25 protein-coding genes are annotated in these 24,006 nt (G+C 35.7%); 13 read left to right on the forward strand and 12 right to left on the reverse strand.

The window, feature by feature from the left end:
- Positions 1–5: 5 nt before the first annotated feature.
- The 7 genes from hsdR to OQK60_RS02185 are packed head-to-tail and all read right to left on the reverse strand — an operon-like array spanning position 6 to position 8,967.
- Positions 6–2,375: an EcoAI/FtnUII family type I restriction enzme subunit R gene (gene hsdR / locus OQK60_RS02155; RefSeq protein WP_297683610.1), complete on the reverse strand. Its 2,370-nt coding sequence runs from the start codon at positions 2,373–2,375 to the stop codon at positions 6–8.
- Entirely contained in the window at positions 2,372–3,535 is a 1,164-nt protein-coding gene (locus OQK60_RS02160; protein WP_297683612.1) for a restriction endonuclease subunit S, read from the reverse strand. The genes hsdR and OQK60_RS02160 overlap by 4 nt, the downstream gene beginning before the upstream one ends.
- Complete coding sequence (locus OQK60_RS02165) at positions 3,528–4,526, reverse strand: virulence RhuM family protein (protein WP_297683614.1); 999 nt, start codon at positions 4,524–4,526, stop codon at positions 3,528–3,530. Before OQK60_RS02165 ends, OQK60_RS02160 begins: the two co-directional genes overlap by 8 nt.
- Complete coding sequence (locus OQK60_RS02170; RefSeq protein ID WP_297683616.1) at positions 4,523–5,974, reverse strand: N-6 DNA methylase; 1,452 nt, start codon at positions 5,972–5,974, stop codon at positions 4,523–4,525. The genes OQK60_RS02165 and OQK60_RS02170 overlap by 4 nt, the downstream gene beginning before the upstream one ends.
- Positions 5,975–6,029: 55 nt before the next feature.
- Entirely contained in the window at positions 6,030–6,842 is an 813-nt protein-coding gene (locus OQK60_RS02175; protein ID WP_297683618.1) for an ABC transporter substrate-binding protein, read from the reverse strand.
- Between the two features lie 15 nt (positions 6,843–6,857).
- Entirely contained in the window at positions 6,858–8,768 is a 1,911-nt protein-coding gene (locus OQK60_RS02180) for a TonB-dependent receptor (RefSeq protein ID WP_297683620.1), read from the reverse strand.
- A 46-nt stretch (positions 8,769–8,814) separates the two neighbouring features.
- Positions 8,815–8,967 (reverse strand): hypothetical protein, encoded by a 153-nt coding sequence (locus tag OQK60_RS02185; RefSeq protein ID WP_297683622.1) that lies wholly within the window; start codon positions 8,965–8,967, stop codon positions 8,815–8,817.
- 60 nt (positions 8,968–9,027) lie between these two features.
- On the opposite strand from OQK60_RS02185, the gene OQK60_RS02190 reads away from it, so the two are divergent.
- The 10 genes from OQK60_RS02190 (at position 9,028) to OQK60_RS02235 (ending at position 17,564) form a co-directional block, all read left to right on the forward strand.
- Positions 9,028–10,353: an NFACT family protein gene (locus OQK60_RS02190; RefSeq protein WP_297683623.1), complete on the forward strand. Its 1,326-nt coding sequence runs from the start codon at positions 9,028–9,030 to the stop codon at positions 10,351–10,353.
- Positions 10,354–10,475: 122 nt separating this feature from the next.
- On the forward strand, positions 10,476–10,787 hold the full coding sequence (locus OQK60_RS02195; protein ID WP_297683625.1) for a hypothetical protein: 312 nt from the start codon (positions 10,476–10,478) through the stop codon (positions 10,785–10,787).
- A 116-nt stretch (positions 10,788–10,903) separates the two neighbouring features.
- A complete protein-coding gene (locus OQK60_RS02200) occupies positions 10,904–11,659 on the forward strand; it encodes a phosphatidate cytidylyltransferase (protein WP_297683627.1) in 756 nt (251 codons plus the stop codon).
- Positions 11,660–12,733: a 1-deoxy-D-xylulose-5-phosphate reductoisomerase gene (gene dxr / locus OQK60_RS02205; RefSeq protein ID WP_297683629.1), complete on the forward strand. Its 1,074-nt coding sequence runs from the start codon at positions 11,660–11,662 to the stop codon at positions 12,731–12,733. It abuts the gene before it with no gap.
- Position 12,734: 1 nt separating this feature from the next.
- Positions 12,735–13,757, forward strand: a complete 1,023-nt coding sequence (locus OQK60_RS02210; protein WP_297683631.1) for a HAMP domain-containing sensor histidine kinase — start codon at positions 12,735–12,737, stop codon at positions 13,755–13,757.
- Entirely contained in the window at positions 13,754–14,743 is a 990-nt protein-coding gene (locus tag OQK60_RS02215; RefSeq protein ID WP_297683633.1) for a DNA adenine methylase, read from the forward strand. The genes OQK60_RS02210 and OQK60_RS02215 overlap by 4 nt, the downstream gene beginning before the upstream one ends.
- Positions 14,744–14,872, forward strand: coding sequence for a hypothetical protein (locus tag OQK60_RS02220; RefSeq protein ID WP_297683635.1), 129 nt, complete (start codon positions 14,744–14,746; stop codon positions 14,870–14,872).
- A gap of 7 nt (positions 14,873–14,879) precedes the next feature.
- Positions 14,880–15,860: a tRNA (adenosine(37)-N6)-threonylcarbamoyltransferase complex transferase subunit TsaD gene (gene tsaD / locus OQK60_RS02225; RefSeq protein ID WP_297683636.1), complete on the forward strand. Its 981-nt coding sequence runs from the start codon at positions 14,880–14,882 to the stop codon at positions 15,858–15,860.
- A 107-nt stretch (positions 15,861–15,967) separates the two neighbouring features.
- Positions 15,968–16,471 (forward strand): thiol peroxidase, encoded by a 504-nt coding sequence (gene tpx, locus OQK60_RS02230; RefSeq protein WP_297683638.1) that lies wholly within the window; start codon positions 15,968–15,970, stop codon positions 16,469–16,471.
- Between the two features lie 334 nt (positions 16,472–16,805).
- Complete coding sequence (locus tag OQK60_RS02235; RefSeq protein WP_297683640.1) at positions 16,806–17,564, forward strand: TIGR04219 family outer membrane beta-barrel protein; 759 nt, start codon at positions 16,806–16,808, stop codon at positions 17,562–17,564.
- A 15-nt stretch (positions 17,565–17,579) separates the two neighbouring features.
- On the opposite strand, the gene OQK60_RS02240 is transcribed toward OQK60_RS02235, so the two are convergent.
- Genes OQK60_RS02240 through OQK60_RS02255 form a run of 4 tightly spaced genes read right to left on the reverse strand, consistent with a single transcriptional unit; the run spans position 17,580 to position 20,122 of the window.
- A complete protein-coding gene (locus OQK60_RS02240; RefSeq protein WP_297683642.1) occupies positions 17,580–18,719 on the reverse strand; it encodes a HAMP domain-containing sensor histidine kinase in 1,140 nt (379 codons plus the stop codon).
- Positions 18,712–19,365, reverse strand: coding sequence for a response regulator transcription factor (locus OQK60_RS02245; RefSeq protein WP_297683644.1), 654 nt, complete (start codon positions 19,363–19,365; stop codon positions 18,712–18,714). The genes OQK60_RS02240 and OQK60_RS02245 overlap by 8 nt, the downstream gene beginning before the upstream one ends.
- Positions 19,366–19,367: 2 nt before the next feature.
- On the reverse strand, positions 19,368–19,919 hold the full coding sequence (locus OQK60_RS02250; protein WP_297683647.1) for a GNAT family N-acetyltransferase: 552 nt from the start codon (positions 19,917–19,919) through the stop codon (positions 19,368–19,370).
- Positions 19,920–19,921: 2 nt separating this feature from the next.
- Positions 19,922–20,122: a hypothetical protein gene (locus OQK60_RS02255; RefSeq protein WP_297683649.1), complete on the reverse strand. Its 201-nt coding sequence runs from the start codon at positions 20,120–20,122 to the stop codon at positions 19,922–19,924.
- 96 nt (positions 20,123–20,218) lie between these two features.
- Here OQK60_RS02255 and OQK60_RS02260 point away from each other — a divergent pair, with 96 nt between their 5' ends.
- Genes OQK60_RS02260 through OQK60_RS02270 form a run of 3 tightly spaced genes read left to right on the forward strand, consistent with a single transcriptional unit; the run spans position 20,219 to position 22,768 of the window.
- Complete coding sequence (locus OQK60_RS02260; RefSeq protein WP_297683651.1) at positions 20,219–20,551, forward strand: hypothetical protein; 333 nt, start codon at positions 20,219–20,221, stop codon at positions 20,549–20,551.
- A 58-nt stretch (positions 20,552–20,609) separates the two neighbouring features.
- The gene (locus tag OQK60_RS02265) at positions 20,610–21,113 is read left to right on the forward strand and encodes a gluconate 2-dehydrogenase subunit 3 family protein (RefSeq protein WP_297683653.1); all 504 of its coding nucleotides are present in this window, start codon (positions 20,610–20,612) and stop codon (positions 21,111–21,113) included.
- Entirely contained in the window at positions 21,110–22,768 is a 1,659-nt protein-coding gene (locus OQK60_RS02270; protein ID WP_297683655.1) for a GMC family oxidoreductase, read from the forward strand. The genes OQK60_RS02265 and OQK60_RS02270 overlap by 4 nt, the downstream gene beginning before the upstream one ends.
- On the opposite strand, the gene OQK60_RS02275 is transcribed toward OQK60_RS02270, so the two are convergent.
- Positions 22,769–23,992 (reverse strand): DNA recombination protein RmuC, encoded by a 1,224-nt coding sequence (locus tag OQK60_RS02275; protein ID WP_297683657.1) that lies wholly within the window; start codon positions 23,990–23,992, stop codon positions 22,769–22,771.
- Between the last annotated feature and the right edge of the window lie 14 nt (positions 23,993–24,006).

Consider the following 24,006-nt stretch of genomic DNA (forward strand, 5'->3'; position numbering starts at 1 on the left):
TGTTTTTACGCCACTTTTTGCATGTACAGATATTTTTGAAACTCAATAAACAGCGAACTAATGCCTGCAACATCTCCTAAGATCTCTTTTGCATCTTCTAAAGACTGGTATTTGTTCGTAAGTAAAATCGGGAGTTTTTCTTGTGCCAGTTCTTCTACTCCTGTTTCAATGTACTGAGTCAGTACAAACTCAATAAACTCTTTTTGCTTGTCGTTAAGGAGTGCCAAAATTGTTTGTTTCGCGTCATTTACTCTTGCTTGTCTGCTTATCGGTTTTACATCGCTGTTAAAAACATATTCCAAAACATCAAACAAGTCACTTTGCTCTGCATTTACAAGTTTTTTCAGAGTATTAAGCTCCTCTTTGCCAAATCCTGCTTCATCGAGTTTTTGGAGTAAAGTTTTTCTAGTGAGCGGATGACTCCAAAGCTCTCGTAACTCCTCTTCGTTGGCAAAAAAGTTAGGTAGTTCTCCAAAAAGGTTTTGCAAGAACTCTTCGGCAGAAATCGGTTTACCATCGGCACTCCAAAAAGAAGTAGCCATCATGTGTTGTATTTCAAGCTCTTTGCCGTTTTTAAGCTTTACTTTCACTTTCTTTTTACAGACACATGGTTTTTGTCCACATTTTTGACAAAGCTGAGGCGGTTTTGGTGGAGTTGGTGGAACTTTTTCACAAATACAAGGTTTCTCATTGCATTTACTACACGCTTCTTCTTCAACAGGTTCCCCATCCCACTCAGGGTCTGAAAATCTCTGGTAAGCATCTACAAAATCATAAATCGTAAAAAACTCTTTGCCATCATATAGCCTTGTTCCACGACCTACTATCTGTTTAAACTCTATTATCTGATTTACTGGGCGCATAAGCACGATATTTCGTATATTTCTCGCATCTACTCCGGTTGAGAGTTTTTGTGAAGTTGTTAAAACAGTCGGTATAAGTTTTTCATTGTCTTGAAACTCTCTTAAAAACTGTTCTCCTATTTCACCGTCGTTGGCTGTCACTCTTACACAGTAGTTGGTGTCTCTGCTACTCTTTTTATTTTGGTTTACAAGGTCACGAACCAAAGCAGCATGTTCTTGTGTGGCACAGAAAATGATGGTTTTTTCATTTTCATTTGCCTCATTCATAAAAATTTTTACTCTCTCGTTTTCTCTTGCGATTATCTCAATGCTCTTGTTGAAATCTTCCTCTTTGTAGAGTTTTCCCTCTTCAATCTCACCCTCTATGATGTTGTCATCGCTGGTAAAAATGTAATCATCAAGTGTTGTTTTGATACGCTTGACTTTAAAAGGTGTTAAAAATCCGTCGTTGATTCCTTCTTTGAGCGAGTAGATAAAAACAGGCTCTCCAAAATATGCGTAAGTGTCCACATTGTCTTTGCGTTTTGGTGTAGCTGTAAGCCCGAGTTGAACGGCAGGGGAGAAATACTCTAAAATCGCTCTCCAGTTCCCCTCATCATTTGCTCCGCCTCGATGACACTCATCTATAATGATAAAATCAAAGTAGTCTTTTGGGTACTCTCCAAAGTATGGTTCACTCTCTCCCTCTTCGTCAGTTCCGCTCATAAACGACTGAAAGATGGTAAAAAATATACTTCCATTTGTAGGAACTTTTTTACTCTTTTTTATCTCTTTGGGTTTTATGCGAACCAGTGCATCTTCTGGAAATGCCATAAAAGAGGAAAAAGCTTGGTCTGCTAGTATATTTCTATCTGCCAAAAACAAGATGCGTGGTCGTCTCTGCCCGTCTCGTTTTAAGTTCCATCTTGTGTGAAAAAGTTTCCATGCTATTTGAAAAGCGATGGCTGTTTTTCCTGTTCCTGTTGCAAGGGTAAGAAGTATGCGATTTTTGTTTTTTGCTACGGCTTCGAGTGTGTTTTTTACCGCTAACTCTTGGTAGTAGCGAGGTTGCCAACTTCCACTTTTGCTCTCAAAGGGCACAGAGCTAAATTTATCTCGCCATTCGTTTTGATCGGAGTAGGTTTTTTCCCAAAGCTCATCAGGTGTTAAAAAGTTCTCTACCAACTCTTCTCTTCCGGTTTTAAGGCAGATGCTATAAATCTCTTTTCCGTTTGTGGAGTAGGTGGTCTCAAGTTGAAGTTTTTGTGCATAAAGTTTTGCTTGTGCAACTCCTTCGCCCACATCAAGCAAGCTACTTTTAGCCTCAACAACAGCGAGTTTAATCCCTTTATAAACCAAAATATAGTCAGCTATAAGCGGTTTAGCACGACCTCCGCCAACCTGAATGCGACCGTCAGTTATGCGACAAACATCTCTCTCACGAAGTACTTTAGAATCTTCAATTTCTCCCCAGCCACATGCAAGAAGTTTTGGGTCTATAAGTTCGGCTCTTGTCTCTGCTTCATTCATCATAACTCTCCGTTAAATGCTTTTTGTAAGATAGATTTTTTTAGTTCGTTTAAGTCTTGGAGTTTTTGTTCGTAGATGGATTCTAGTTTTTTTGTTTGTTCTGAAAGGGTGTCTAGTTTTTTTACTATTGTTTGTTGGGTTTTTAAAGGTGGATATGGAATAGGTATTTTATTTAATTTAGTTTGATTTAGCTTAGGTTGAGCCATCCCACTTATAAAATCATCTAAACTTATTGAATTAAGGTATAACTCAACAAATTTTTGACTAATAATATTGTCAAATCTTAAAACATGAGCATGATTATTTACCCAAGTTTTTCCAGAAATAGAAAATGCTATTGGATATTTTCTTACTACAAGATTTGCACCATCTTCAGAGATGCAAAGTAAGTCTTCATCAAATAAATAATCAGCAACATAGTCAACAATTCCAGATGCTCCATAATAAGGTATTTTGCCTTCGGATCTAATATTCTTTGTTATTGGAATTCTTTTATTATCTAGATTTTCGGAAATTTCATTCAATGTTTTTTCTTCCCAACCCTCACCTTTATTCTCAAACACGCTTTGCAAATAGCTCTCAAAAAGTTCTTTTGCATTTTTTAGGTTCAGCTCGGCATTTGCTTTTGCCTTGTCAATGGCAAAAAAAGCCTCATCTAAAATGGCTACTATTTTTTTTTGTTCTTGGAGTGGTGGAAGTGGAATTTCAAAGTTTTTAAACTTATTCATTGAAACACCTCCAATAATACCAACTAACTCAGAGAAAAATTGTTCTTTAAATGTTTCACTAAAATAAAAATAATAAGCAAATTTACTATCAATATCTTTGTTTGTTATAAGAGCAAATAATTTATTTCCAAAACATACATCTTGATTTGTAAATCCTATTTTTTTTCCAGCACTTCCTCCCTCTGCACATATTAAAATTGTATTTTTAGGAGCAATTTTGAAAGTTGATTTATCCTCAAATGGAATTTTAATACCATTGTCATAATCAATTTTATTAGTGTAACTAATATCTTTAGTTGCTATGTAATAGTATCCATTTTCAATATTTGTATATTTTTCTTTTTTTACTTTTGCATTAATGCTGTTACCGTTAAATATCTTTCCTATTTCAGATAATTTCCTAACTTTCCACCCCTCTCTCAAAACTCTATCCACGAGATTCACCTAAAAGTTGTTTCAACTCTTCAAGCTCTTTAAGGTCGGTCTCTTTTGCTTCTTCTATTTTTCTTTTTTTATCAAACTCTGCGTAAATTTCTCTTACTTTTTCTCTCATTATTTCGCTAGTGATAGAACCATAACCTTTTAGGATTTTTTTGTCGTTAAAATCTAACATCTTGTCTACATTTTCTCTCCAAAAATCCATGGTAATGTCTTGTCTGTTTTTTACTCTCAGTTCTGCCGTTTCTAAAAAGATAACGACTAAACGGTTAAGTGTGTCTATCTCATCAGCGGTGAGATAGTTTTTCGCTATGAAAATATCTTGTTTTCTTACAACAGAACCCTGCCAAGAGGTAAGAGCCATGTTTGGTTCATCTTTTGAAGCTCGTGATAGTATCAGCTCTGCGGCAGTTTTGTCGGTCACTGCGTAGATAAGTTTGTTTTGAGTCTCGGCAAAAAACATATGAGTTGCTTTGTCTGTTTTGTCATAGTCACTACTAAGAGAAAGCAGATCTCTCACTTTTTGGTAAAAGCGTTTTTCAGATGCACGAATATCACGGATGCGTTCTAAAAGTTCATCGAAATAGTCAGCTCTTCCGTTAGGATTTTTGAGTCTTTCATCATCCATCACAAAACCTTTAACCATGTACTCGCTCAAGTTTTTGTTAGCCCAGATTCTAAACTGTATTCCTCGTTTACTTTGTACTTTAAAACCAATGGCTAAAATCATCTCTAAAGAGTAATGAGTTACCTTGTAATTTTTGCCATCAGAGGCAGTTGTTAAGTAATCCTTAACAACTGAATTGGCCTCTAATTCTCCATCTTTTAGGACTTTTGAGATGTGCATACTTATATTTGGAACCGAGGTGTCAAAAAGTTGAGCAATCTGATTTTGGTTCATCCAAACCATGCCGTCTTTTGCATAAAGTGCTACAGAAGCTTTACCGTCTACTGTGTTGTAGATGATGATGTTTTGCTCTTGATTCATAACAAACCTCTTATAGTTTTCAAAATCTCTTCACTCTCTTTATCGAGTTTCGCCATAGCTTTTAAAATTTCATTAGGTTCTCTCAGTGGAGCAACTTCGGGAGTATTTGGATTTTTGGCACTCAAATCATAAGTTGTTTTGTCAATCTCTTTCATGTCAAGCGTCCAAGAATTTTCACTTTGTTTTTGTGTTTTTTGAAACTCTACAAACTCATTTAAATCTTTTTGGTTTAACGGATTTGTTTTTCCTAGATTTCTCTCTAAGTTCAAAGAGTAAAACCACACTTTTTTGGTACTTTCTCCTTTGTCAAAAAATAGCACAACTGTTTTTACCCCAGCTCCGGTAAAAGTTCCAGCAGGCAGGTCTAAAACTGTATGTAAGTTGCATGAAGTGAGTAACTCTTTTCGTAAAGCTATCGAAGCATTATCTGTATTGCTTAAAAAAGTGTTTTTTATGACAATTCCCGCTTTTCCGTCTGCTTTTAGTATCTTTATGAAATGTTGCAAAAATAAAGAGGCAGTTTCACCTGTTTTTATGGGGAAGTTTTGTTGAACTTCTGCTCTTTCTTTTCCGCCAAAAGGGGGATTTGCCAAAACTACATCATAGCGGTCTTTTTCCTGAATATCTGCAATATTTTCAGCAAGCGTATTTGTATGTATGATATTTGGCGCTTCGATACCGTGGAGTATCATGTTCATGATGCCGATGATGTAAGCTAAAGACTTTTTCTCTTTGCCGTAAAAGGTGTTTTTTTGCAGAGTTATTATGTCGTTGGTTGTTAGCTTTTTACTTTTTTTGAGATACTCAAATGCTTCTACTAAAAATCCAGCTGAACCTACCGCACCGTCATAAATGGTTTCGCCGATTTTAGGATTGACTACTTTTACGATGGTTTTTATAAGAGCTCTTGGTGTGTAGTATTCTCCGCCGTTACGCCCTGCATTTCCCATGTTTTTGATTTTGCTCTCGTACAAGTGGCTCATTTCATGTTTTTCTACATGTGTTCTAAAGCGAAGCTCGTCAACATAGTTTATTACTTCTCTGAGGTTGTAACCGCTTTGAATTCTGTTTTTGAGTTCGCTGAAAATTTCACCGATTTTATACTCGATGGTGTCTGCATTCACAGCATTTGCTTTAAACTTTTTAAAGTAAGGAAAAAGTTTGTTGTTTACAAAATCACTGAGGTCATCACCGCTGAGAGCATCATGGTCGATTTTGCCGTTTGGTAGCTTTGGAGTTGCCCAAACACTCCACTGAAACTCTGGTGCGATGATAGTTTGGTAAGTATTGCCGCTTAGTTGAGCTGATGTTTCTTTGTCTTTTTCCAAGTCGTCAAGGTATTTTAAAAACAAAACCCAAGAAGTTTGCTCAACATAGTCAAGCTCACTTCCGCATCCTGCATCTTTGTGGAGTAGGTCGTCTATATTTTTAAAAGTTTGTTCAAACATTATTATTTATCTTTATATTAATTTTATATTGTATTTTAGCACATTATAGTTTGTCTTAGTCATTCATTTCCCTGCAAAGTCTTGAGATAGTTTGTGCCACTCTATGAGATGGAATGTGCAGATAATCCTCATCGACTATAGATATTTGCTTGTTTTTTGAAGCATTTGTAGGCAGTTGATACCACGCTTTTAGTGCTTTGTCTACATCTACATGTTTCTCTGTTGCATGTGAGTGCAGGATGATTATCTGCTGAGGATTTAGAGCTATAACATTTTCATAGTTTAAAACCGGTTGGGAAGCCATATCACTTGTGTAGGCATTTGTATTTCCACACTCTTTGATTATATCTTCGAAAAATATATTATGACCTGCTATGTAGATGCCGTTTCGTAAATCTTCATGAAGTCCGTAGACTATCATCACGCTGTGAGGATTTTTATTTTTTGGTGCTTGCAGAAGTGCATTATCTATGTTAGTTGTTAGTTTGTTAGCAATACTGGTAGAGCCTATCTCTTTAGCGAGTATGTTTATAGATTTTTTTATCTCATCTATAGTCTTTAGATTTAGTTTTAGTGTTTTTATATTGAAATGTTCGAGTTTGTCTAAAATAGTTTGATTATAAGACTGTGCGACAACTAGCGTCGGTGAAAGTGCTATTATTTTTTCAATATTAGGGCTTTCATAACCGCCAACAACAGGGAGTTTTTGAGCCTCTTTTGGATAGAGAGAGTAAGCGCTTGTAGCAACAAGGCTATCTCCTTTTTCAAGAGCATAAATTATCTCTGTGATGGATGGGCTAAGAGAGATGATTCTCTCGTTAGCACTAAGAGTAAGTACAAAAAGCAGCGCAATAAAAATAGTTTTCATACTCACCTTATCTCCTTAAAATTTCAGTGTTAGCCCTGCGATTGCAGTGGTTGTAAAATTTACAGGATATATAGCATCATCTTCTATCCACAAAGCATTTTTCTGGCTAAAGATATTGTTTATTTTAGCGAAAAGTTTTAAATTATCTTTTGTGTAGCTTATTGAGATATCCGTACTCTTATAGGCATCTTGTTTTTGAGCAAAGTTATTGTTGAAATCACTCGCCGCATACGCCTCTGAGCGGTAAACTTGAGTAACTGCGAGAGTAATATTTTTGCTTGGAAGATAATTAAGTGTTGCTTTTATGTTATGGTCTGAGACACCCGGTAAATCATTTCCTGAAAAATTTTCGCCATTGTCAATCTCTTTATCTATCTTTGCTTGAACATAGTTATAGTTCAGCACTACATTAAACTCATTTGTTATTAGCCATTTGTCATAAATATCTAGACCATACTTGTGAGATTTGTCTATATTTGTATTTACTCCGCTCCACGGACCGGTTTTATGATAATAGATTTCATCTTCTAAATCAACATAAAAAAGAGAAATTTTTAATTTGTTATTAGGTTTGATGTAGTTAAACCCAAGCGTAAAACTATCTGTTTTCATTGGGCTTATAAAGCCGTTAAATGTTCCTCCGTAATCAAAAAACCTATCAATATCTGGAGCTTGATATGCATGAGCATAGTTTATAAAAACGGATTTTTCTTTATCAAAAGTATAGTTATAACCAAGTTCTAGACCATAAAGTGAGTAGTCATCTTTAAGCAATGTTGTTGAGTCTTTATAATCATAGGAAACTTTTTCATATCTGTAGCCTGCTTTTATGGAGTGCTTGTCAAGCTCTAAATTACCCATAACAAACCCTGCAAAATTCTCTTTGCCCGCTTCATTTGCGTTAGTTGTTCGCTCACCATCAAAAGTGTCAATTCCGGCAATAATCATCATATTTTTACTCTCATACTCAAGAGTGGTTTTTGCAGAGTTGTAAACATAGTCTGAGATTGATGAGTAGGTTATATAGTTAGATTTTTTATCCTCGCGGTTTATGTCGATGTTTAAAGAGAGTTTGTTGTCCAGATAGTAGCTCAAACCTGCGCTTATGGTATCTGTATCAAACTCTTGTTCAGTCGCACCCCAGTTTGTATCTCCGGCTTGCGAGGGGTCGTCATTATACTCATCAAGTGTCAAATAACTCGCATAAGTGACATCAGTTCTTGCAAAGGAAACGCCTGCTCTTAGTTCTAAGGCATAAGTGGGAAGATATGTTATGTTTAGTGTACCTGTTTTTAGAGAACTCTCATCTTTGTCACCTTGGCTGTTTATAGTGCGAGTTCCGTCACTCTTTTGTGCCTCAGCACTTGCCGAGATAGAGAGTTTGTCATCATTGTATCCCAGATAAAAAGAGCCATCAACCATGCCGTCTGTACCGCCGTAAAGAGTTATCTCTTTGGAGCTGTTTCGTTTGGTGGTTATATTTATGACACCTGCATTTGCTCCATCTCCGCCAACTACAATCCCACTTGATTTTATAATCTCCAAACGCTCTATTGAAGAGGGAGAAATTGCACTTAAAAGAGGTGCAACCATATCTATATTGTTTATTTTTCTGCCATTTATCGTAATAACTATATTTTGGTATCCATCACCGATACCGTAACCTCTCAAGTCTAGCTTTTGGGAGAATGGATTTCCGTAAGAGGGCATTGTGATAACTGAAGTCTGTTGGTTTAAAAACTCATAAACATTTTGTACATGAGCATTTTGTATATCTTTTGCCGTGTAAATTTCAACAGCGTCAGTTGACTTCAACTCGTCTGTTTTTATTGCCGTTGAAGTAATAAGCAGGGGTTCCAGCTCAATGTCCCCAGCAACTAAAATGCTCGAGAAGAGCAACGATAAAAGTATCTTTTTTTTGTACATATTTTATTTCCGTTATATTTATATTTTTGTTGTTTGAGAGAAATAGTTATGCTGATGGTGGAGAGTTGTTTGCTATTTTAAGTGGTTTGCCGTCAAGCGTGCAGACAGATACACTCGCGGCAGAGATTTTTTGTAGTGAAATATAGGCTTGAATTGCTGCTAATGAGAAGTATCTTTTACCAAACCCTTTAGGAGTCATTTATCAAAGCCTTTTTTAAATTTCACAATTATAACTAAAAAATCAGCTAAAATAGTACCTATGAAACTATCACATCTTAAGCAAATAATTACTTACCTACAAAATTTTCAAAAAATCTCTGCAATTTACAGAGTAAGCGATACAATAGTAAAGATTGCATTTGACAGAGATGATGAAATTTATTTTGAGATGCAACGCTCTAATTCAAGGATGTTTAAGTGTGAATCTTACCCTCGTTCTAAAGTATATAATGCCCCATTTGATGTACTTCTTGCCAAAAGATTTAACCGCGCGAACATTCTACATGTAGAACTTCTAAACGGCGATAAGATCATAAGAATCAAAACTTCAATTGCCTCAGCATATAAGGAAGAGATTACTTTTTTGCAGTTTGAATTTACGGGAAAATATACAAATGTAATTATCTTGGATGAAGACAATATCGTTCTTGAAGCACTTCGACATGTAGATTTGTTTTCCTCTTTTCGTGAGGTTAGAGTAGGGCAAAAACTTTTAGATGTTCCACCTGCACCTTTTGTTGCAAAAGACTACCCTATCGATGATGTCGAGCAGTTTTTGTATGATGAGTATGCTAAAGAGATGGACAGCAAACTCTCTTCACTTAAAAAGCAAAAAATATCTTTTTTAAATAAAAAACTAAAAAAACTGCACAAGTTATACGCTTCGCTTGATGATGAGAAACAACTTGCCGAGGAAGCCCAAATATGTCAACATCAAGGAAATCTACTTCTGGCAAATATACATAATATTAAGCCATATCAAAAAGTAGTTGAAGTAAATGATTATGATGGAGAAGTGGTTAAAATAGAGCTTCACAAGGAGTTTGACTCAGTTTCTGATATGGCAAACTCATTATTTAACAGAAGTAAAAAGGCAAAACAAAGAGCTTCTCATATGCATCTGGAAAAAAGTTCAATCTCTTCAAAAATAGAGCATATGAAACTTTTTATCCATACGGTTGAAGAGGCAAAAGATATAGCAAAAATCCAGCTTCTTTTTCCTAAAAATATTCAAGCGAAGAAAATAAAAGTTAATGATTCTATTGAGACTTTTTGGATAGAGGGTTATAAAGTACAGCTTGGTAAAAATGAAAAAGGCAATATTGAACTGCTTCAAAAGGCAAGAGCGAAAGATATCTGGATACATATGAAAGATAGACCATCAGCACATGTGATTATCACAACCGACAAACAAAACCTTCCAATGAACATCATAGAGGGAGCTGCAAGACTCTGTGTAGATTTTACAATGTTTAATAAAGACCGCTATTTGGTCGATTATACTCCTAGGAGAGAAGTGACTATTCAAAATGGTGCAAATGTATTGTATAATAAGTACAAAACAATAGAAATAGATACTAGATGAATCTGCATTGAAGATGCCCTCTTCAGTGGGCACAGCGCCCCAAGCGGAATAAAGGGACTCGTTCCTTTATGGGACTATCAGTAGTGGTTCCTTCATTTTAGAATAAAATTAAGGAGATTGTTATGGCTATTGGTCCAATTGGAAATGTTATCCATGTTAATCAACAAACTGCTAGTGTAGCTTCGGTTGCCAACAGTCATAATAATCGCGTGGACTTTCAAAATATGGTGGCGCAGGCTGCTGCACAAGAAAAAGATGAAAAAGTTTTAGAAGTTCGTCCCGCAGAAGAAAATCACGAAATTAACCCCGATAGAGAGCATGAAAAAAATGGGGCTGATCAAGAGAGTGCCAGAAATAAAAAAAGAGAAAAATCAGACGAAGACGAAATAGAGGAGAGTGAATTTCCTATACACAAGTTAGATATTAAAGTCTGATTGGCTATAATGATCCTAATATTTTGCTAATTTCTCGCCAAATGGCGAAGCTTTAGTGACTGAATATACTTTGGACTTGTTTAAAGTATATGAGATTAAATAGTAAGGTTTGTCATATGAGTATTTTCACAAGTTCCAAAGAGAGAATAGTAACAGGGCTGGTTCTTGTAGCAGCGGTGCTTTTTATTGGTTTGATAGACAACTTTTTTCTTATGTGGTTGTTTCTTGGTTTAATATATATTTTAGCCTTTCTTGAAGCACAAAAGCTTTTTGGTATAAAGAATGATACTCTTGTATTTTTTGCAGGCGGTGTTTGGCTTTTAGCTGCTTTTTATCCTTATGGTGATGACTTGTTTGTTTTAGCAGGTGTGGCTTATGGGGCTGCTGTTGCATACAACAGAGAAATCACTTGGAAAAACTTTCTTCCATTTATCTATCCTACCGCAGGTATGCTTTTTATCTTTACGATGTACCAAGAGTATGGCGTAATGAGTCTTTTATGGCTTTTAGTTGTTGTAGCACTAACTGATGTCGGGGCTTACGCAGTTGGCAAAAGCATAGGTAAAACACCTTTTAGTGAAACAAGCCCAAACAAGACTATGGAAGGTGTTGCCGGCGGGATATCTATTGCAACACTTGGCGGTATGTTTGTCGGACTTGGCGTAGTAGATTTAGGTGTAGCTCTTGTTATATCATTTATGGTCGCAGCAAGTTCTATATTTGGTGATTTGTTTGAGAGTTCATTAAAAAGAAGTGCTGATGTAAAAGATAGTGGGAATCTGCTTCCGGGGCACGGCGGTGTTCTTGACAGAATTGACGGCTATCTTTTTGGCGCTATTGTAATGCTTGTTCTTCTTAGAGGGTTAGTATAATTGATAATATTAGGCTGTACCGGTTCAATAGGTGTAAATACACTCGAAGTTGCTAAAAAGTTCAACATTAATATTGAAGTTTTAGTTGCTGGAAATAACATTGAACTCCTGAACAAACAGATTTTAGAACATAAGCCAAAGGTTGTTGTTGTAGCCAAGAGTGATGATATCTCTCGTGTTAATCATAACAATGTTTTTCATGGTGAAGAGTCAATATTAAAAGTCATTGAAGACTCATCAAGCGACTTAGTTGTAAATGCTCTTGTTGGATTTTTAGGGCTTCGTCCTACGCTCACTTCCATTGCTTGCGGAAAAAAAGTGGCTCTTGCAAATAAAGAATCACTTGTTGCTTGTGGTAGTTTCATGGATATCACTAAAATCCAACCAATTGACTCTGAACACTTTGGTCTTTGGTACCTTATGCAGGACAGACCTGTTGAGAAGATGATTATTACTGCCAGCGGTGGAGCATTTCGTGATTGGGAAGTCTCAAGATTAGCTACTGCAACACTTGCAGATACCCAAAAACATCCAAATTGGTCTATGGGACAAAAAATCACTATAGATTCGGCTACTATGGTCAACAAGATGTTTGAACTTTTAGAAGCAAGATGGCTTTTTGGGGAGGGCAAATATGATGCGATTATAGAGACAAAGTCGCTTATTCACGCCCTTATAGATTTCAAAGACGGCTCGACTACCGCACACTTTGCAAATGTAAGTATGCAACTCCCTATAGCCTTTGCGCTTGATGCCAAGATGCAAGAAAATATACTCTCACATGTCGATTTATTAAAAGTCGGTTCACTTGAATTTCGTGAGATAACTACAGACAGATATCCTATTTGGCAAATAAAAGAAGAACTTCTTAAAAATCCAGCTCGCGGCGCAGTTGTAAATGCTGCAAATGAAGTGGCTATAGAGAAGTTTATAAACAAAAAGATAGGTTTTATGGATATCAGTAAAATCATCATAGATACTTTTGAAAGATTTACCCAGTTACCAAAAAGTATTGATGATGTTTTTGCGCTTGACAGAGAAGTTAGAAATTTTGTAAGAGAGAGCAGAAGATAATATGATTAATTGGATTATAGATAAGATAATTGTCCTGCTTTCAATTTGTACGCCAAAAATGATAATTATTTTTTTTACTATCCTTGCTCTAATTGGATCTATACCTTTGGTTTACTTGTTCAGTGTACTTTTTGGTGTCGAGTACACAAACTTTTTATTTTCTATTTCTATACTTTTACCGCTTATATTAACTCCATTAACTATCGCAGTTATAATCAGACTTACAAAACATTTAAAATATATTAAAATATATCTACAAGATGAGATAGAAAAAAATAAGAAAAAAGATATTATGCTTTTTGAGCAGGCTCGCTTTGCTTTAATGGGTGAGATGATGGCAAATATTTCTCATCAGTGGAAGCAGCCATTAAATACTATTGGTTTAGCAACTGTAGATGCAAGAATGTCAAAATGTGATGAAACAAACTTGGAAAAGAACTTTGATATCATAGAGGATAATATAAGTCATTTGGCGATAACAATCAATGATTTTATGTCATTTTTTGATAAAAGAAACAACCTTGAGATTAGAAAAATTGATAATATTGTAAAAGAGATAAAAAGTATTATCAATACACATATAGCAAACAAAGATATAGAGTTAGAGATAGATATTCAAGAGAGTGCAAAAGATGTAAAGTTAGCATCATCCATATCTCAGGTAATACTAAACATATTAAATAATTCAATAGATGCTTTTAATGAAGAAATTAAAAATAAAAAAATAAGTTTGATATTTAGAGTAAAAGATTATGCACTAGAAATCGTATGTATAGACAATGCAAAAGGGATAGAAGCAGAGATAGAAGATAAAATCTTTGACCCATACTTTACTACTAAAGATAAATCGCAAGGAACCGGAATAGGACTCTACATGTCAAAGCAGATAGTTCAAAAATTATTTTCCGGGACTATTGAAGTAAACTCCCAAATTGATACTAAAAAAGAATGCAAAAATAAGACTTGTTTTTACATCACTCTGCCGTTTTCTGATCAATGTGTTTTAAAAGAATCTGAAAAATGAACTATATAGGTTCAAAGTTTAGACTCTCTTCTTGGATAAAAGATGAGGTAATAAAAGTAGTCGGTCAAGATTTGTCACAAAAAGTCTTTTGTGATATGTTTGCCGGAACCGGAATAGTAGGGCGAACATTTAAAAAAGATGTAAAAAAAGTCATCTCTAATGACTTGGAACACTATAGCTTTGTACTCAACAAAAATTACATACAAAACCATGAAGAGATAGAAGATAAAGTTAAGTATATAAATGAGCTAAATAACCTGCCTTTGGTTGAAGATGGCTTTATATACCAAAACTACTGTTTAGGCAGCGGAAGCAATAGACAGTACTTTAGTGATTATAATGGTAAAAAGATAGACACAATCAGAAGAAAAATTGCAGAGTGGAGTGAGACTAAAAAGATAAGCAGTAACTTATACTATTTTTTACTTAGCTCACTTTTGGAGAGTGCTGACAAAGTCGCAAATACAGCTTCTGTATATGAGGCATTTTTAAAAACAATAAAAAAACCTGCTTTAAAAGAGTTGGAGCTGCTTCCTGCAAACTTCATCTTAAACAAAAACTCCCATCAAGTCTTTAATGAAGATTCCAATGAGTTGATTAGAAAAATAAGCGGTGACATACTCTATCTTGACCCGCCGTATAACCATAGACAGTATAGCTCCAAGTATCATATTTTAAATACAATAAGCCTTTATGATGAGTTTACTCCGCAAGGCAAAACAGGACTCAGAGAGTACAATCGTTCAGACTACTCCAAAAAAAGAAAAGTGCATGAGAGTTTTAAAGAGTTGATTGCCAATGCTCAGTTTAAGTATATTTTTCTAAGCTACAACAATGAGGGTTTGATGAGTGAAGAGGATGTTAAAAGCATAATGCAAAAATATGGAAAGTACTCCTTGGTAAAAAAAGAGTATAAACGATTTAAAGTACAGCTAAATGCACAAAACAAAACTTTTGAATATTTACATATTTTGGAGAAAGTATAAATGAATGAAGAAAAGATTTTAGAAGCTACAAGCGGAGGTGATTTACTTACTTGGGGCGTTATGTTTGGTCTGCTTGTTGTTGTAGCGATAGGCTTGGCTATCTGGGATAAAAAGAGCAGGAAGGAATAGAGTATAGATGATATTAAGTATTGAGAGTTCATGCGATGACAGTGCAATATCAATTACAGAGATTGCTACAAAAAAACTTCTTTTTCATAAAAAAATATCTCAGGAGTTAGAACACTCTGTGTATGGCGGGGTTGTTCCCGAACTTGCTGCAAGACTTCATGCGGAAGCATTACCTAAGATACTTGAAGAGTGTGAAGTATACTTTAAAGATTTAAAAGCAGTAGCGGTTACATCTACTCCCGGACTTGCCGTAACTTTGGTTGAGGGTGTTACCATGGCAAAAGCCATTTCTGTGGCACTAGGCATTCCTCTCATAGGCGTAAATCATCTCATAGGGCATATCTACTCTTTGTTTATCGAAAAAGAAGCAGAGTTTCCTCTTACGGTTCTTTTGGTCTCCGGCGGACACACGCAGGTAATGGAAGTTAAAAGTTTACAGCAGATAGATACGGTGGCAAAAAGTATGGATGACAGTTTCGGTGAGAGTTTTGACAAAGTCGCTAAGATGATGGGACTTGGTTATCCAGGCGGACCGCTTATAGAGAAGTTGGCAAAAGATGGAGATAGAAAAAAACATAACTTTACTATACCTCTGTCTCAGTCGCCACTTATAGCCTTTTCATACTCCGGACTTAAAAATGCAGTTAGGCTGGCAATAGAAAAGGCACAGAGTAAAGATGAGTATAAAGATATCGCAGCCTCATTTGAGCATATTGCATCAGCTCATTTAATTCAGAAGTTAAAAAAGTATTTTAAAGATGTTCCCCCAAAAAGATTTGCCATAGTTGGCGGAGCGAGTGCAAACTTATATTTAAGAGGACAGATAGAAGAACTTTTAAAACCTTACGGGGCATCACTTCTGCTTAGTGAACTTAAATACTGTTCAGACAATGCGGCAATGATTGGAAGAGTTGCTGTAGAGATGTATGAAAAAAAGATGTTCAGTACCTTAGACGAACTGGACATCTCTCCAAAGAGCAAATTGTAATCTTAAACTAAACTTACACGAAAGTGCCCTTGTATTCAAATAAGAGTGTTCTTATCCGATTTAACATATACTTCGTTCAACAAATAAATAAACAAAAGGAGCCAAAAATGGCAACTACAAAATTCAAAGGTACAGATGTAGAATTATTAGGAAATGAAGTAAATGTTGGTGATAAAGCACCGGAAATTACTGTTGTAAACTCAGACGGTTTAGGTGATGTAGTAGTTGGTGGTGCTCAAGGGCATAAACAACTTATCATTGTTGTTCCTTCTTTAGATACAGGTGTATGTGCAACTGAAACTCGTAACTTCAACGCAAAAGCTTCTTCTTTAGAGGGTGTTAAACCGACTATCGTTTCTTTAGATTTACCATTTGCTGCTGGTCGTTTTTGTTCAACAGAAGGTATTACTAACTTAACTGTTACTTCTGACTTCAGAAACAAAGAATTTGCTAACGCTTATGGTGTATTACTTGGTGGTTCAGTTCTTGCTGGTGTTACTTGTAGAGCAATCTTTGCAGTAAACGAAGAAGGTATTGTAACTTATAAAGAAATCGTTCCAGAAATCACTGAAGAGCCTAACTACGACGCTGCTATCGCTGCAGTTAGCTAAGCGACTAAATCGCAATGCATGTGAGGCACTAAATGCCGAGTCGTATAAGCGACTAAATCGCAATGCTTGTGAGGCACTAAATGCCGAGTCGTATAAGAAAACATACAAGATATATTACCCTGTAAAAGATAATTTCAAAAAGGTTATTTACCCTCCTAGGTAACCTTTTATTTCTGGCGCCATTGGCGCCAACTAAGTAAAATAAGATGATAATCTTATTTTATTTCTCCTTCTTTAGGGTTAACGCCCTAAATATTTTCAAACTAACTTTTTAAAATTAAGATAATTAACAAATCACTTTGATATAATTTAGCAAATTAAAAAAGGATTTTTTATGAAAAATTTTTTAACTACACTGACATGCGCAAGTCTATTGGCTACGGCTGCTATAGCAGATATAACTAGAGTTGAGATGGGTGCAGGTGCGTGGATGCAGGATGTAAAAGGCAGTGCCAGCTACAGTGACGCAGGAGCGGACGGTAGTTACACTTCAAGTGAAAAAGACAAAACACAGCCTTATGTTTGGGCACTTGTCAAACATCCTGTACCTCTGGTTCCTAACCTTAGGTTGGAGTATGTTAGCTTAGAAGATTCTGGTATCGCAACCGGTGAGTTTAAAGATTTTGATGTTACAGGCAGTGCTAATATGGCTTATGACATGAAGCAGTATGATATTATCCCCTACTACAATATATTAGATAACACTTTTTGGGTAACTCTTGACTTAGGTCTTGATATCAAAGTGATTGACCTCTCTTATGATGTTACTCCTATCGGGGCAGCTACAATTGCAGGTGATGTAAGCGGCAGCGAGACAATCGCTATACCACTTTTATATGTAAGAGCCCGCACGGAAATTCCAACTACGAATATTGGACTCGAAGCTGATATTAAATATGTAAAAGCCGGAGATTCTACAGTTTATGATGTTAGGGCAAAGCTAGACTATACATTGGATTTTATGCCTGTTATTCAACCTGCAATCGAACTTGGCTATAGAATGCAGAAAATTGACATTGACGAAAGTGATGCCGATGCAACAGTTGACTTGGAATTTTCAGGTGCTTATGTAGGTTTAATGCTTCGTTTTTAGACTTTTGTGAAGTTATTAAAATCTTATAATAACTTCAGTTCCTTCTTTTTCTTTGGAGTTTATTTCAATTTTAAACCCGTACTCTTTTACAATACTATCTACAATATTTAATCCAACACCAAAACCGCCGGCATAAGAGTTTGCTCTCGTAAATCTTTGAAAAATAGTGCTTAGCTTGTCTTTGGCTATCCCTATTCCTTCATCTTTAATAAAAAAAGAGTTTCTTGTGATTTGTATATTTATTTTAGTGTTTGGAAGAGAGTATTTGATCGCATTGCTTAGTAGATTATTTATAAGCATTTTTGCTTTTGTTGGGTCAATATTGAGAATACATGTAGCTTGTGTAAACTCTAGCTTGATATTTTTTCTCTCTAAAAGTTCATCAAAATAATCAATACTCTCTTTTACTATTTCGTTAAAATCCAACTCCTGTGTAGTTTCATCTTTTGCATCAAAGCTCAAAAAGCTTAAAGATGAGTAGATATCATATAACTGCTTGGTGCTGATAGAGATGTTTTGAATGATTTTCTCATCATACACTTTTTTACTTTTTGCCCTTGAAGTGCTCATCATAAGTGCAGTTATTGGTGTGTTTAGTTCATGAGTTGTATCTTTAACAAAGTTTTCTATCTCCTGCATCTTATCTTTGATCGGTCGTAAAAATATATATGAGAGTATCACGGCTATAATTACAATAGCTATACCGACAAAAATAGAAGTTACAATGACTCTATTTTTTAGTTTTGAAACAGTGGCTGTATACTTATCACTTTGTACGACTACATGGTCTACTCCAAGGTGTCCGATTGTTGTTTGCGAGATTAGGGTGAATGTTTTGCCATTGAGATAGTAGTCTTTTGAGAAGTCTACATTTTGTAACTCTGAGCCATATTTTATTTTATGTTCACTGTCATATAACGCTACGGCAGCATCAGGAAACTTAGCTAGCGTAAATTCTCCGCCCATCATATGCACTTTTATAACTTTTGCGCTTACCCTGTCAGCAATATTGTTCATTTTGTAGTAGTTATTTTGCATCTCCATTGAAGTTTGCGATGAATAAAACCAGTAGCTTGCTAAAAATAAGAAGATAAATGAAGATAGAAGATAGAGCGTTAAAAAGGAGTAGAATGATTTTTTGGTTATATTATTCATATTGGTAGCCGACCCCTCTTACTGTCTGTATTTTATCTTTGCCGATAATTTCTCTGAGAGTTCTTATATGTGAACGGATAGTTGCATCGCTTGGGATACTGTCAAAATCCCAAATATTTTGTGTTAGTTCCTCGTTAGTTATAACTCTTTTTTGGTTATTGATAAAATAAACAAGTATATCGCTGTCTTTTTGGCTTATAGCATACTCTTTGGAATTTTTTGTTATTGTTTTTGTTTGTATAGAAAATAAAATATCATCAGTTATCGGTATATTGTTTTTATTGTCGATATTAAAAAGTTTTTTAGTGTTTTGAATGCGAACATTCAACTCCTCAAGTTCAAAAGGTTTTTTGATGTAGTCGTGAGCACCAAGAGAGAATGCTTTTTTGAGGTATGATGTATCTGTGTAAGCAGTGATTATAATAGTTGGTGTAGTGTTGTTGAATTTTCTTAGTTCTTTTAAGAGTTCAAGCCCGTTTTTACCGGCCACATTAATGTCAAAGATAAAAAGATCATATCTGTTTGACTCTAATTTTTTATATACTTCTTCTGAGTTAAAAGCATAATCAACACTCCAAGATTCTCGTAGATAATCTAGTAAAATATCTGATAAAACAGCATCATCTTCCATCAGAAGTATTTTCATGATTAGTCCATCCACTTTTTAGGGTCATAACCATCACTTGGACGCACTACAGCTTCTTTTTGAATACTCTTTATCATGCTTATTACATCTTTGTTATCAACCGGACTTTTTCCGCCAGAATCTTCTATTTTTGTAAAACCAAATTTTTCAAAATATTTTATTGTCCGTTCATCATCCAGTAAGCTTATGCTTATCTGCTTATAGAGTGAGCCAGCTTCTAAAAGGAGTTGATTTAGCATAGCTGAACCTACACCCTTGTTTCTAAATTCTGGTTTGACACCAATAGTTAAAACCGGAGTCTCTTCATCTACAAAGGCATTTGAATTATCTTCTTTTTTTAGTAATCGCATCCAAATTGCACCCGCAATCTTATGATTTACTAAAGCATAAAGGCCAAGGTCTTTATCTGTTAGTCCATAAAACTTATGGTACATGTCAAGTTCTTTAACATCCTCTATAGTCTTACTAACTTCATCTAGTCTATAAGCGAAGTGAATTATGTCAGTGGCAATTTTTTGTTCTGATGATCTAAGAAAGTAAAGTGCAGGCGTCATCTTTACTCGGTTAATGTGGTTATATCTACACCACGCTCTTTGAGTTTGTGTCCTATCTCTACTATCTTATCTTTATATGTTTCTGTTTGCATAAAACCCTCATAAGCATCCAAATCTTTTTCAGCAACCTGAGCTGCTATATTTTCTATTTTTGCCAGTGCTTCTTGCAGTTGTTCTTCTAAATCTTCTACTGTCTCTTGCAAAGTTATTTCCTTTAATTTATTCATACAATTATACTACACAAACATTACACACTATTAATATATAATTTTTAAATCATAAATATCAAAGGAAAAAAAATGAGAATTCTTAAATTATCAACATTTATCTTAGTTGCAGCTTTATTGATGGGCTTTGGTGTTACAACGGCTAGTGCAGAGACAGAGTCAGTTAAAAGTGAAAAATTTACTTTAAATATAGACGGTAAAGTTTGTAACTTTGATGGTAATTGCAAATGTGAAAAGTGTGATTGCTCTAAAGACAAGAGTTCTTGTACATGTACAAAATGTGAATGCGGTATGAAAAAAAGTGCTAAAGCAGTTATGAAATGTGGTGCAGGTAAATGCGGTGCTGCCAATACTCCTCCTAACACAGTGATGAAATGCGGCGCTGGTAAGTGTGGAAGCAACTAACTGCTGTATCTACACAAAGATGGTTGGTATTCGAGGATAAAAACTAGTATAATAACCCATGATTTTTAAACAACGCAGAAATTTTTTAAAAAATAGTTTTCTTAGCTCAGTTGTATTGCTTACCTATTCAGGTGAGCTTTTTGGGGCTGTTACTACTATGGAGACTATGTCAGTAGTGCATAAAGACCTCTTTGGCGAGGTTGCTGATGTACCGACTGCAGAGTCCATCAATGCAAATTCATACCTATATAAAATACTCAAACATTCAAAGATTACATCACAAAACAAAGCTTTTATAAAAGACGGCATAAAATGGCTCAATGAAGAAGCTGTATCAAAATATAAAAAAACATATACAAAGTTGTCTGATAAGCAGAGACAAAAAGTACTCCAAGAAATTGCCGATACAATCTGGGGGGATAGTTGGCTGGAAAATATTTTGACTTATTTTCTTGAAGCTATGCTAGGAGATCCACTTTATGGAGGCAATAAAGCCATGAGCGGATGGAAATGGCTAAATCATAAACCTGGACTACCAAGACCGACGAAGGCTTTTTTATGAAGTACGATATTTGTATTATAGGAAGCGGTGCAGGCGGTGGACCGGTTGCTTACGAACTTGCTAATGCCGGCTACAAGGTGGTTGTTTTAGAAAAAGGTCCTAATTATTCTGAGAAAGATTTTACCAAAGATGAAGTAGCGGTGAGTCGAAGAAGCATGTATACACCACTTCTCAAAGATGAACAACATGTAATAAATGACCGCGACAGAGACGGCGTCGTAACAAGGTATGAGGGAAATGAGTATAACTGGAGTTTTTGGAACGGTTCTATGGTTGGCGGTTCATCTAACCTTATGAGCGGTTATTTTCATCGTATGAAACCAGATGATTTTCGTCTCAAAAGTAAGTATGGCAAAATTCAAGGTGCCAATATTGTTGATTGGCCTATAAGTTATGATGATTTAGAGCCTTACTATACAAAGGTTGAAGAGGTTATAGGGGTGTCAGGCGATGCGGTTAAACATAAATTTTCAGAGCCGCGCTCAACGAAAAATTTCCCATATCCATTATTGGAAGTAAATAGCGCTACAAAATGGTTTGACAGCGCATGTAAAGGCTTAGGTTATGAAAGCATACCGACTCCCCGTGCAATATTGCCTCACAATGCTCTTGGTAGAAAGGGTTGTTCATATTCAAATTTTTGTGGAAGTTATGGCTGTGCTACGGGGGCAAAAGGAAGCGCTAGAGCCGCCTTGCTTCAAAAGTGCAAAGCAGAGATAATCACTGATGCTTTTGTTTTTAAACTTGAGAGTAATGAAGCAAATGTTACAAGAGCGCATTATTACGATAAAGATATGAAACGCAAGAGCATTAAAGCCAAAATATTTGTTGTAGCAGCCCAAGCTATTGAGACATCAAGACTTCTTTTAAACTCTAAAAACATACATTTTCAAAATGGTCTAGCCAACAACAGCGGACAAGTAGGCAAAAACCTTATCTTCTCAGCTGGCGGCGTAGGACAGGGGCGCATAAGATTTGAAAAGTTAACTAAAGAGCAACAGCGTGAGCTAATGCAGCCGGGAGTATTTTTCAATCGTTCTTTACAAGGTTGGTATGAGTATGAATCAAAAGGTAAGAAACTTAAAGGCGGGACTATAGACTTTTTATTTGAGCATGCCAATATTATAGGTCGTGCAACAAAAGAGTTACGCGATGACAATGGAAACCTTATCTGGGGTGCGGAGCTTCAAAAAAAGATGCACAAAAATCTTACCACATCAAGAGTTTTAAAATTTGAAGTCTTTAACGATTGGTTACCGACAGACTACTGTAATGTAACCATAGATGATAAAGTTAAAGACAAGTACGGAGTGAGTGTTGGAGCAATAAATCTATATTCACATCCACATGATATCAAAATTGCCCAGCATTTGGCGCAAAAAGCAAAACGCGTTTTACATGATATGGGAGCTGAGGAAGTATCAGTAAGTATCTCATCCGCGCCGCCCCCAAATCTTGTAGCCGGTGGATGCAGATTTGGTATAAACCCTAAAACATCAGTACTTGATTTGAACTGTAAAGCGCATGAGTTAAACAATCTATATGTAACAGATGCCAGTTTTATGCCTACAGGTGGAAGTGTTCCATATACTTGGACGATTTATGCAAACGCGTTTAGAGTTGCTGATGCAATTATAGACTCTTTAGAAGCGTAGTTACTCTTCTAGTTGTTTGTTTATATGCTCAGGCAGTTTCTTGCTTGTTGCAGCTCCAAGCTTTTGTAGTTTTTGAAACTGGCTTGTTATGCTTCCGGCTCCAGAGTGCATTTTTGAAAAGGCCTCATCATAGGTTTTTTGCACAGTACCTATCTGTTTTCCAAGTCTTTCGACACTATCTATAAAACCTATAAACTTATCATATAAAAGACCGGCTCTTTGGGCTATCTCTTGGGCATTTCTTTGTTGGTGCTCATACTTCCATGTATTCTCAACAGCGCGAAGAGAGACCATAAGAGTAGTTGGACCGACCAAGATTACATTTTTTTTAAAAGCATGATCAAAAAGTGTAGAGTCATATTCTAAAGCCATAAGAAGAGCGCTTTCAATAGGAACAAACATAAAGATAAAGTCCAGAGATTCAACACCTTTTAAATTTGTGTAATCTTTTTGGCTTAGTTCTTTTATATGTTTTTTCATAGATGCTAAGTGCTCAGAGGCAAAAATTTCTTTTTGTTCTTCGTCTGCACTCGATGTATACTGCTCATAGGCGGTGAGAGAAGTTTTGGCATCAATGATAATATCTCTAGTATCTGGAAGATGAACAACTACATCAGGGCGGTAGCGGCTGCCGTCACTCTCGTGCTCCATAGAGACTTCTCTTTTGTATTCCTCGCCTTCGCGAAGACCGGAGTTTTCAAGAACTCTTTGTAAGACCATCTCTCCCCAAACGCCCTGCTTTTTACTTTCGCCTTTTAGCGCACTTGTGAGGTTTTTAGCATCTTTGCTCATCTGATGATTTATCTCTTTGATACTTTTTATTTCAGCTTGAAGCATTGAGCGGTCTTTAGCCTCTTTTATGTAAACATCATCTATCTGTTTTTTAAATTCGCTAAATTGCTCTTTAATAGGAGTTATCATCTTGGAGAGGTTTTCTTGGTTTTGGGTGGAGAATTTCTCTGAATTAGATTCGAGTATTTTATTTGCGAGTTCTTTAAACTCTAGTGTCATCTGTTCTTTGTTTTTTTGAAGCAGTTCTATTTTTTCTTGATTTTTTTCATTGAGTCCATTTATGCGCTCTTGTAAAACGGCATTTTGGCTTGCTAAAACAGTTGATTTTTCAAGTTCTGTTTTTAGAGAATCTTTTAAAGTTCTTACGCTTATAATCCATACAGCCAATGCTCCGAAAATTATTCCAATAACTGTATAAATCGCACTAAACATCAAATATCCTCTAG

This window comes from Sulfurimonas sp. (genome assembly GCF_026196735.1).
Taxonomy (GTDB): domain Bacteria; phylum Campylobacterota; class Campylobacteria; order Campylobacterales; family Sulfurimonadaceae; genus Sulfurimonas.

What these genes read in the sequence shown, in the direction of transcription:
- hsdR (WP_297683610.1), bottom strand. Translation starts at nt 2,375, where the DNA reads ATGATGAATGAAGCAGAGACAAGAGCCGAACTTATAGACCCAAAACTT.
- OQK60_RS02165 (WP_297683614.1), bottom strand. Translation starts at nt 4,526, where the DNA reads ATGAATCAAGAGCAAAACATCATCATCTACAACACAGTAGACGGTAAA.
- OQK60_RS02170 (WP_297683616.1), bottom strand. Translation starts at nt 5,974, where the DNA reads ATGTTTGAACAAACTTTTAAAAATATAGACGACCTACTCCACAAAGAT.
- OQK60_RS02175 (WP_297683618.1), bottom strand. Translation starts at nt 6,842, where the DNA reads ATGAAAACTATTTTTATTGCGCTGCTTTTTGTACTTACTCTTAGTGCT.
- OQK60_RS02180 (WP_297683620.1), bottom strand. Translation starts at nt 8,768, where the DNA reads ATGTACAAAAAAAAGATACTTTTATCGTTGCTCTTCTCGAGCATTTTA.
- OQK60_RS02185 (WP_297683622.1), bottom strand. Translation starts at nt 8,967, where the DNA reads ATGACTCCTAAAGGGTTTGGTAAAAGATACTTCTCATTAGCAGCAATT.
- OQK60_RS02190 (WP_297683623.1), top strand. Translation starts at nt 9,028, where the DNA reads ATGAAACTATCACATCTTAAGCAAATAATTACTTACCTACAAAATTTT.
- OQK60_RS02195 (WP_297683625.1), top strand. Translation starts at nt 10,476, where the DNA reads ATGGCTATTGGTCCAATTGGAAATGTTATCCATGTTAATCAACAAACT.
- OQK60_RS02200 (WP_297683627.1), top strand. Translation starts at nt 10,904, where the DNA reads ATGAGTATTTTCACAAGTTCCAAAGAGAGAATAGTAACAGGGCTGGTT.
- OQK60_RS02210 (WP_297683631.1), top strand. Translation starts at nt 12,735, where the DNA reads ATGATTAATTGGATTATAGATAAGATAATTGTCCTGCTTTCAATTTGT.
- OQK60_RS02215 (WP_297683633.1), top strand. Translation starts at nt 13,754, where the DNA reads ATGAACTATATAGGTTCAAAGTTTAGACTCTCTTCTTGGATAAAAGAT.
- OQK60_RS02220 (WP_297683635.1), top strand. Translation starts at nt 14,744, where the DNA reads ATGAATGAAGAAAAGATTTTAGAAGCTACAAGCGGAGGTGATTTACTT.
- tsaD (WP_297683636.1), top strand. Translation starts at nt 14,880, where the DNA reads ATGATATTAAGTATTGAGAGTTCATGCGATGACAGTGCAATATCAATT.
- tpx (WP_297683638.1), top strand. Translation starts at nt 15,968, where the DNA reads ATGGCAACTACAAAATTCAAAGGTACAGATGTAGAATTATTAGGAAAT.
- OQK60_RS02235 (WP_297683640.1), top strand. Translation starts at nt 16,806, where the DNA reads ATGAAAAATTTTTTAACTACACTGACATGCGCAAGTCTATTGGCTACG.
- OQK60_RS02240 (WP_297683642.1), bottom strand. Translation starts at nt 18,719, where the DNA reads ATGAATAATATAACCAAAAAATCATTCTACTCCTTTTTAACGCTCTAT.
- OQK60_RS02245 (WP_297683644.1), bottom strand. Translation starts at nt 19,365, where the DNA reads ATGAAAATACTTCTGATGGAAGATGATGCTGTTTTATCAGATATTTTA.
- OQK60_RS02250 (WP_297683647.1), bottom strand. Translation starts at nt 19,919, where the DNA reads ATGACGCCTGCACTTTACTTTCTTAGATCATCAGAACAAAAAATTGCC.
- OQK60_RS02260 (WP_297683651.1), top strand. Translation starts at nt 20,219, where the DNA reads ATGAGAATTCTTAAATTATCAACATTTATCTTAGTTGCAGCTTTATTG.
- OQK60_RS02265 (WP_297683653.1), top strand. Translation starts at nt 20,610, where the DNA reads ATGATTTTTAAACAACGCAGAAATTTTTTAAAAAATAGTTTTCTTAGC.
- OQK60_RS02270 (WP_297683655.1), top strand. Translation starts at nt 21,110, where the DNA reads ATGAAGTACGATATTTGTATTATAGGAAGCGGTGCAGGCGGTGGACCG.
- OQK60_RS02275 (WP_297683657.1), bottom strand. Translation starts at nt 23,992, where the DNA reads ATGTTTAGTGCGATTTATACAGTTATTGGAATAATTTTCGGAGCATTG.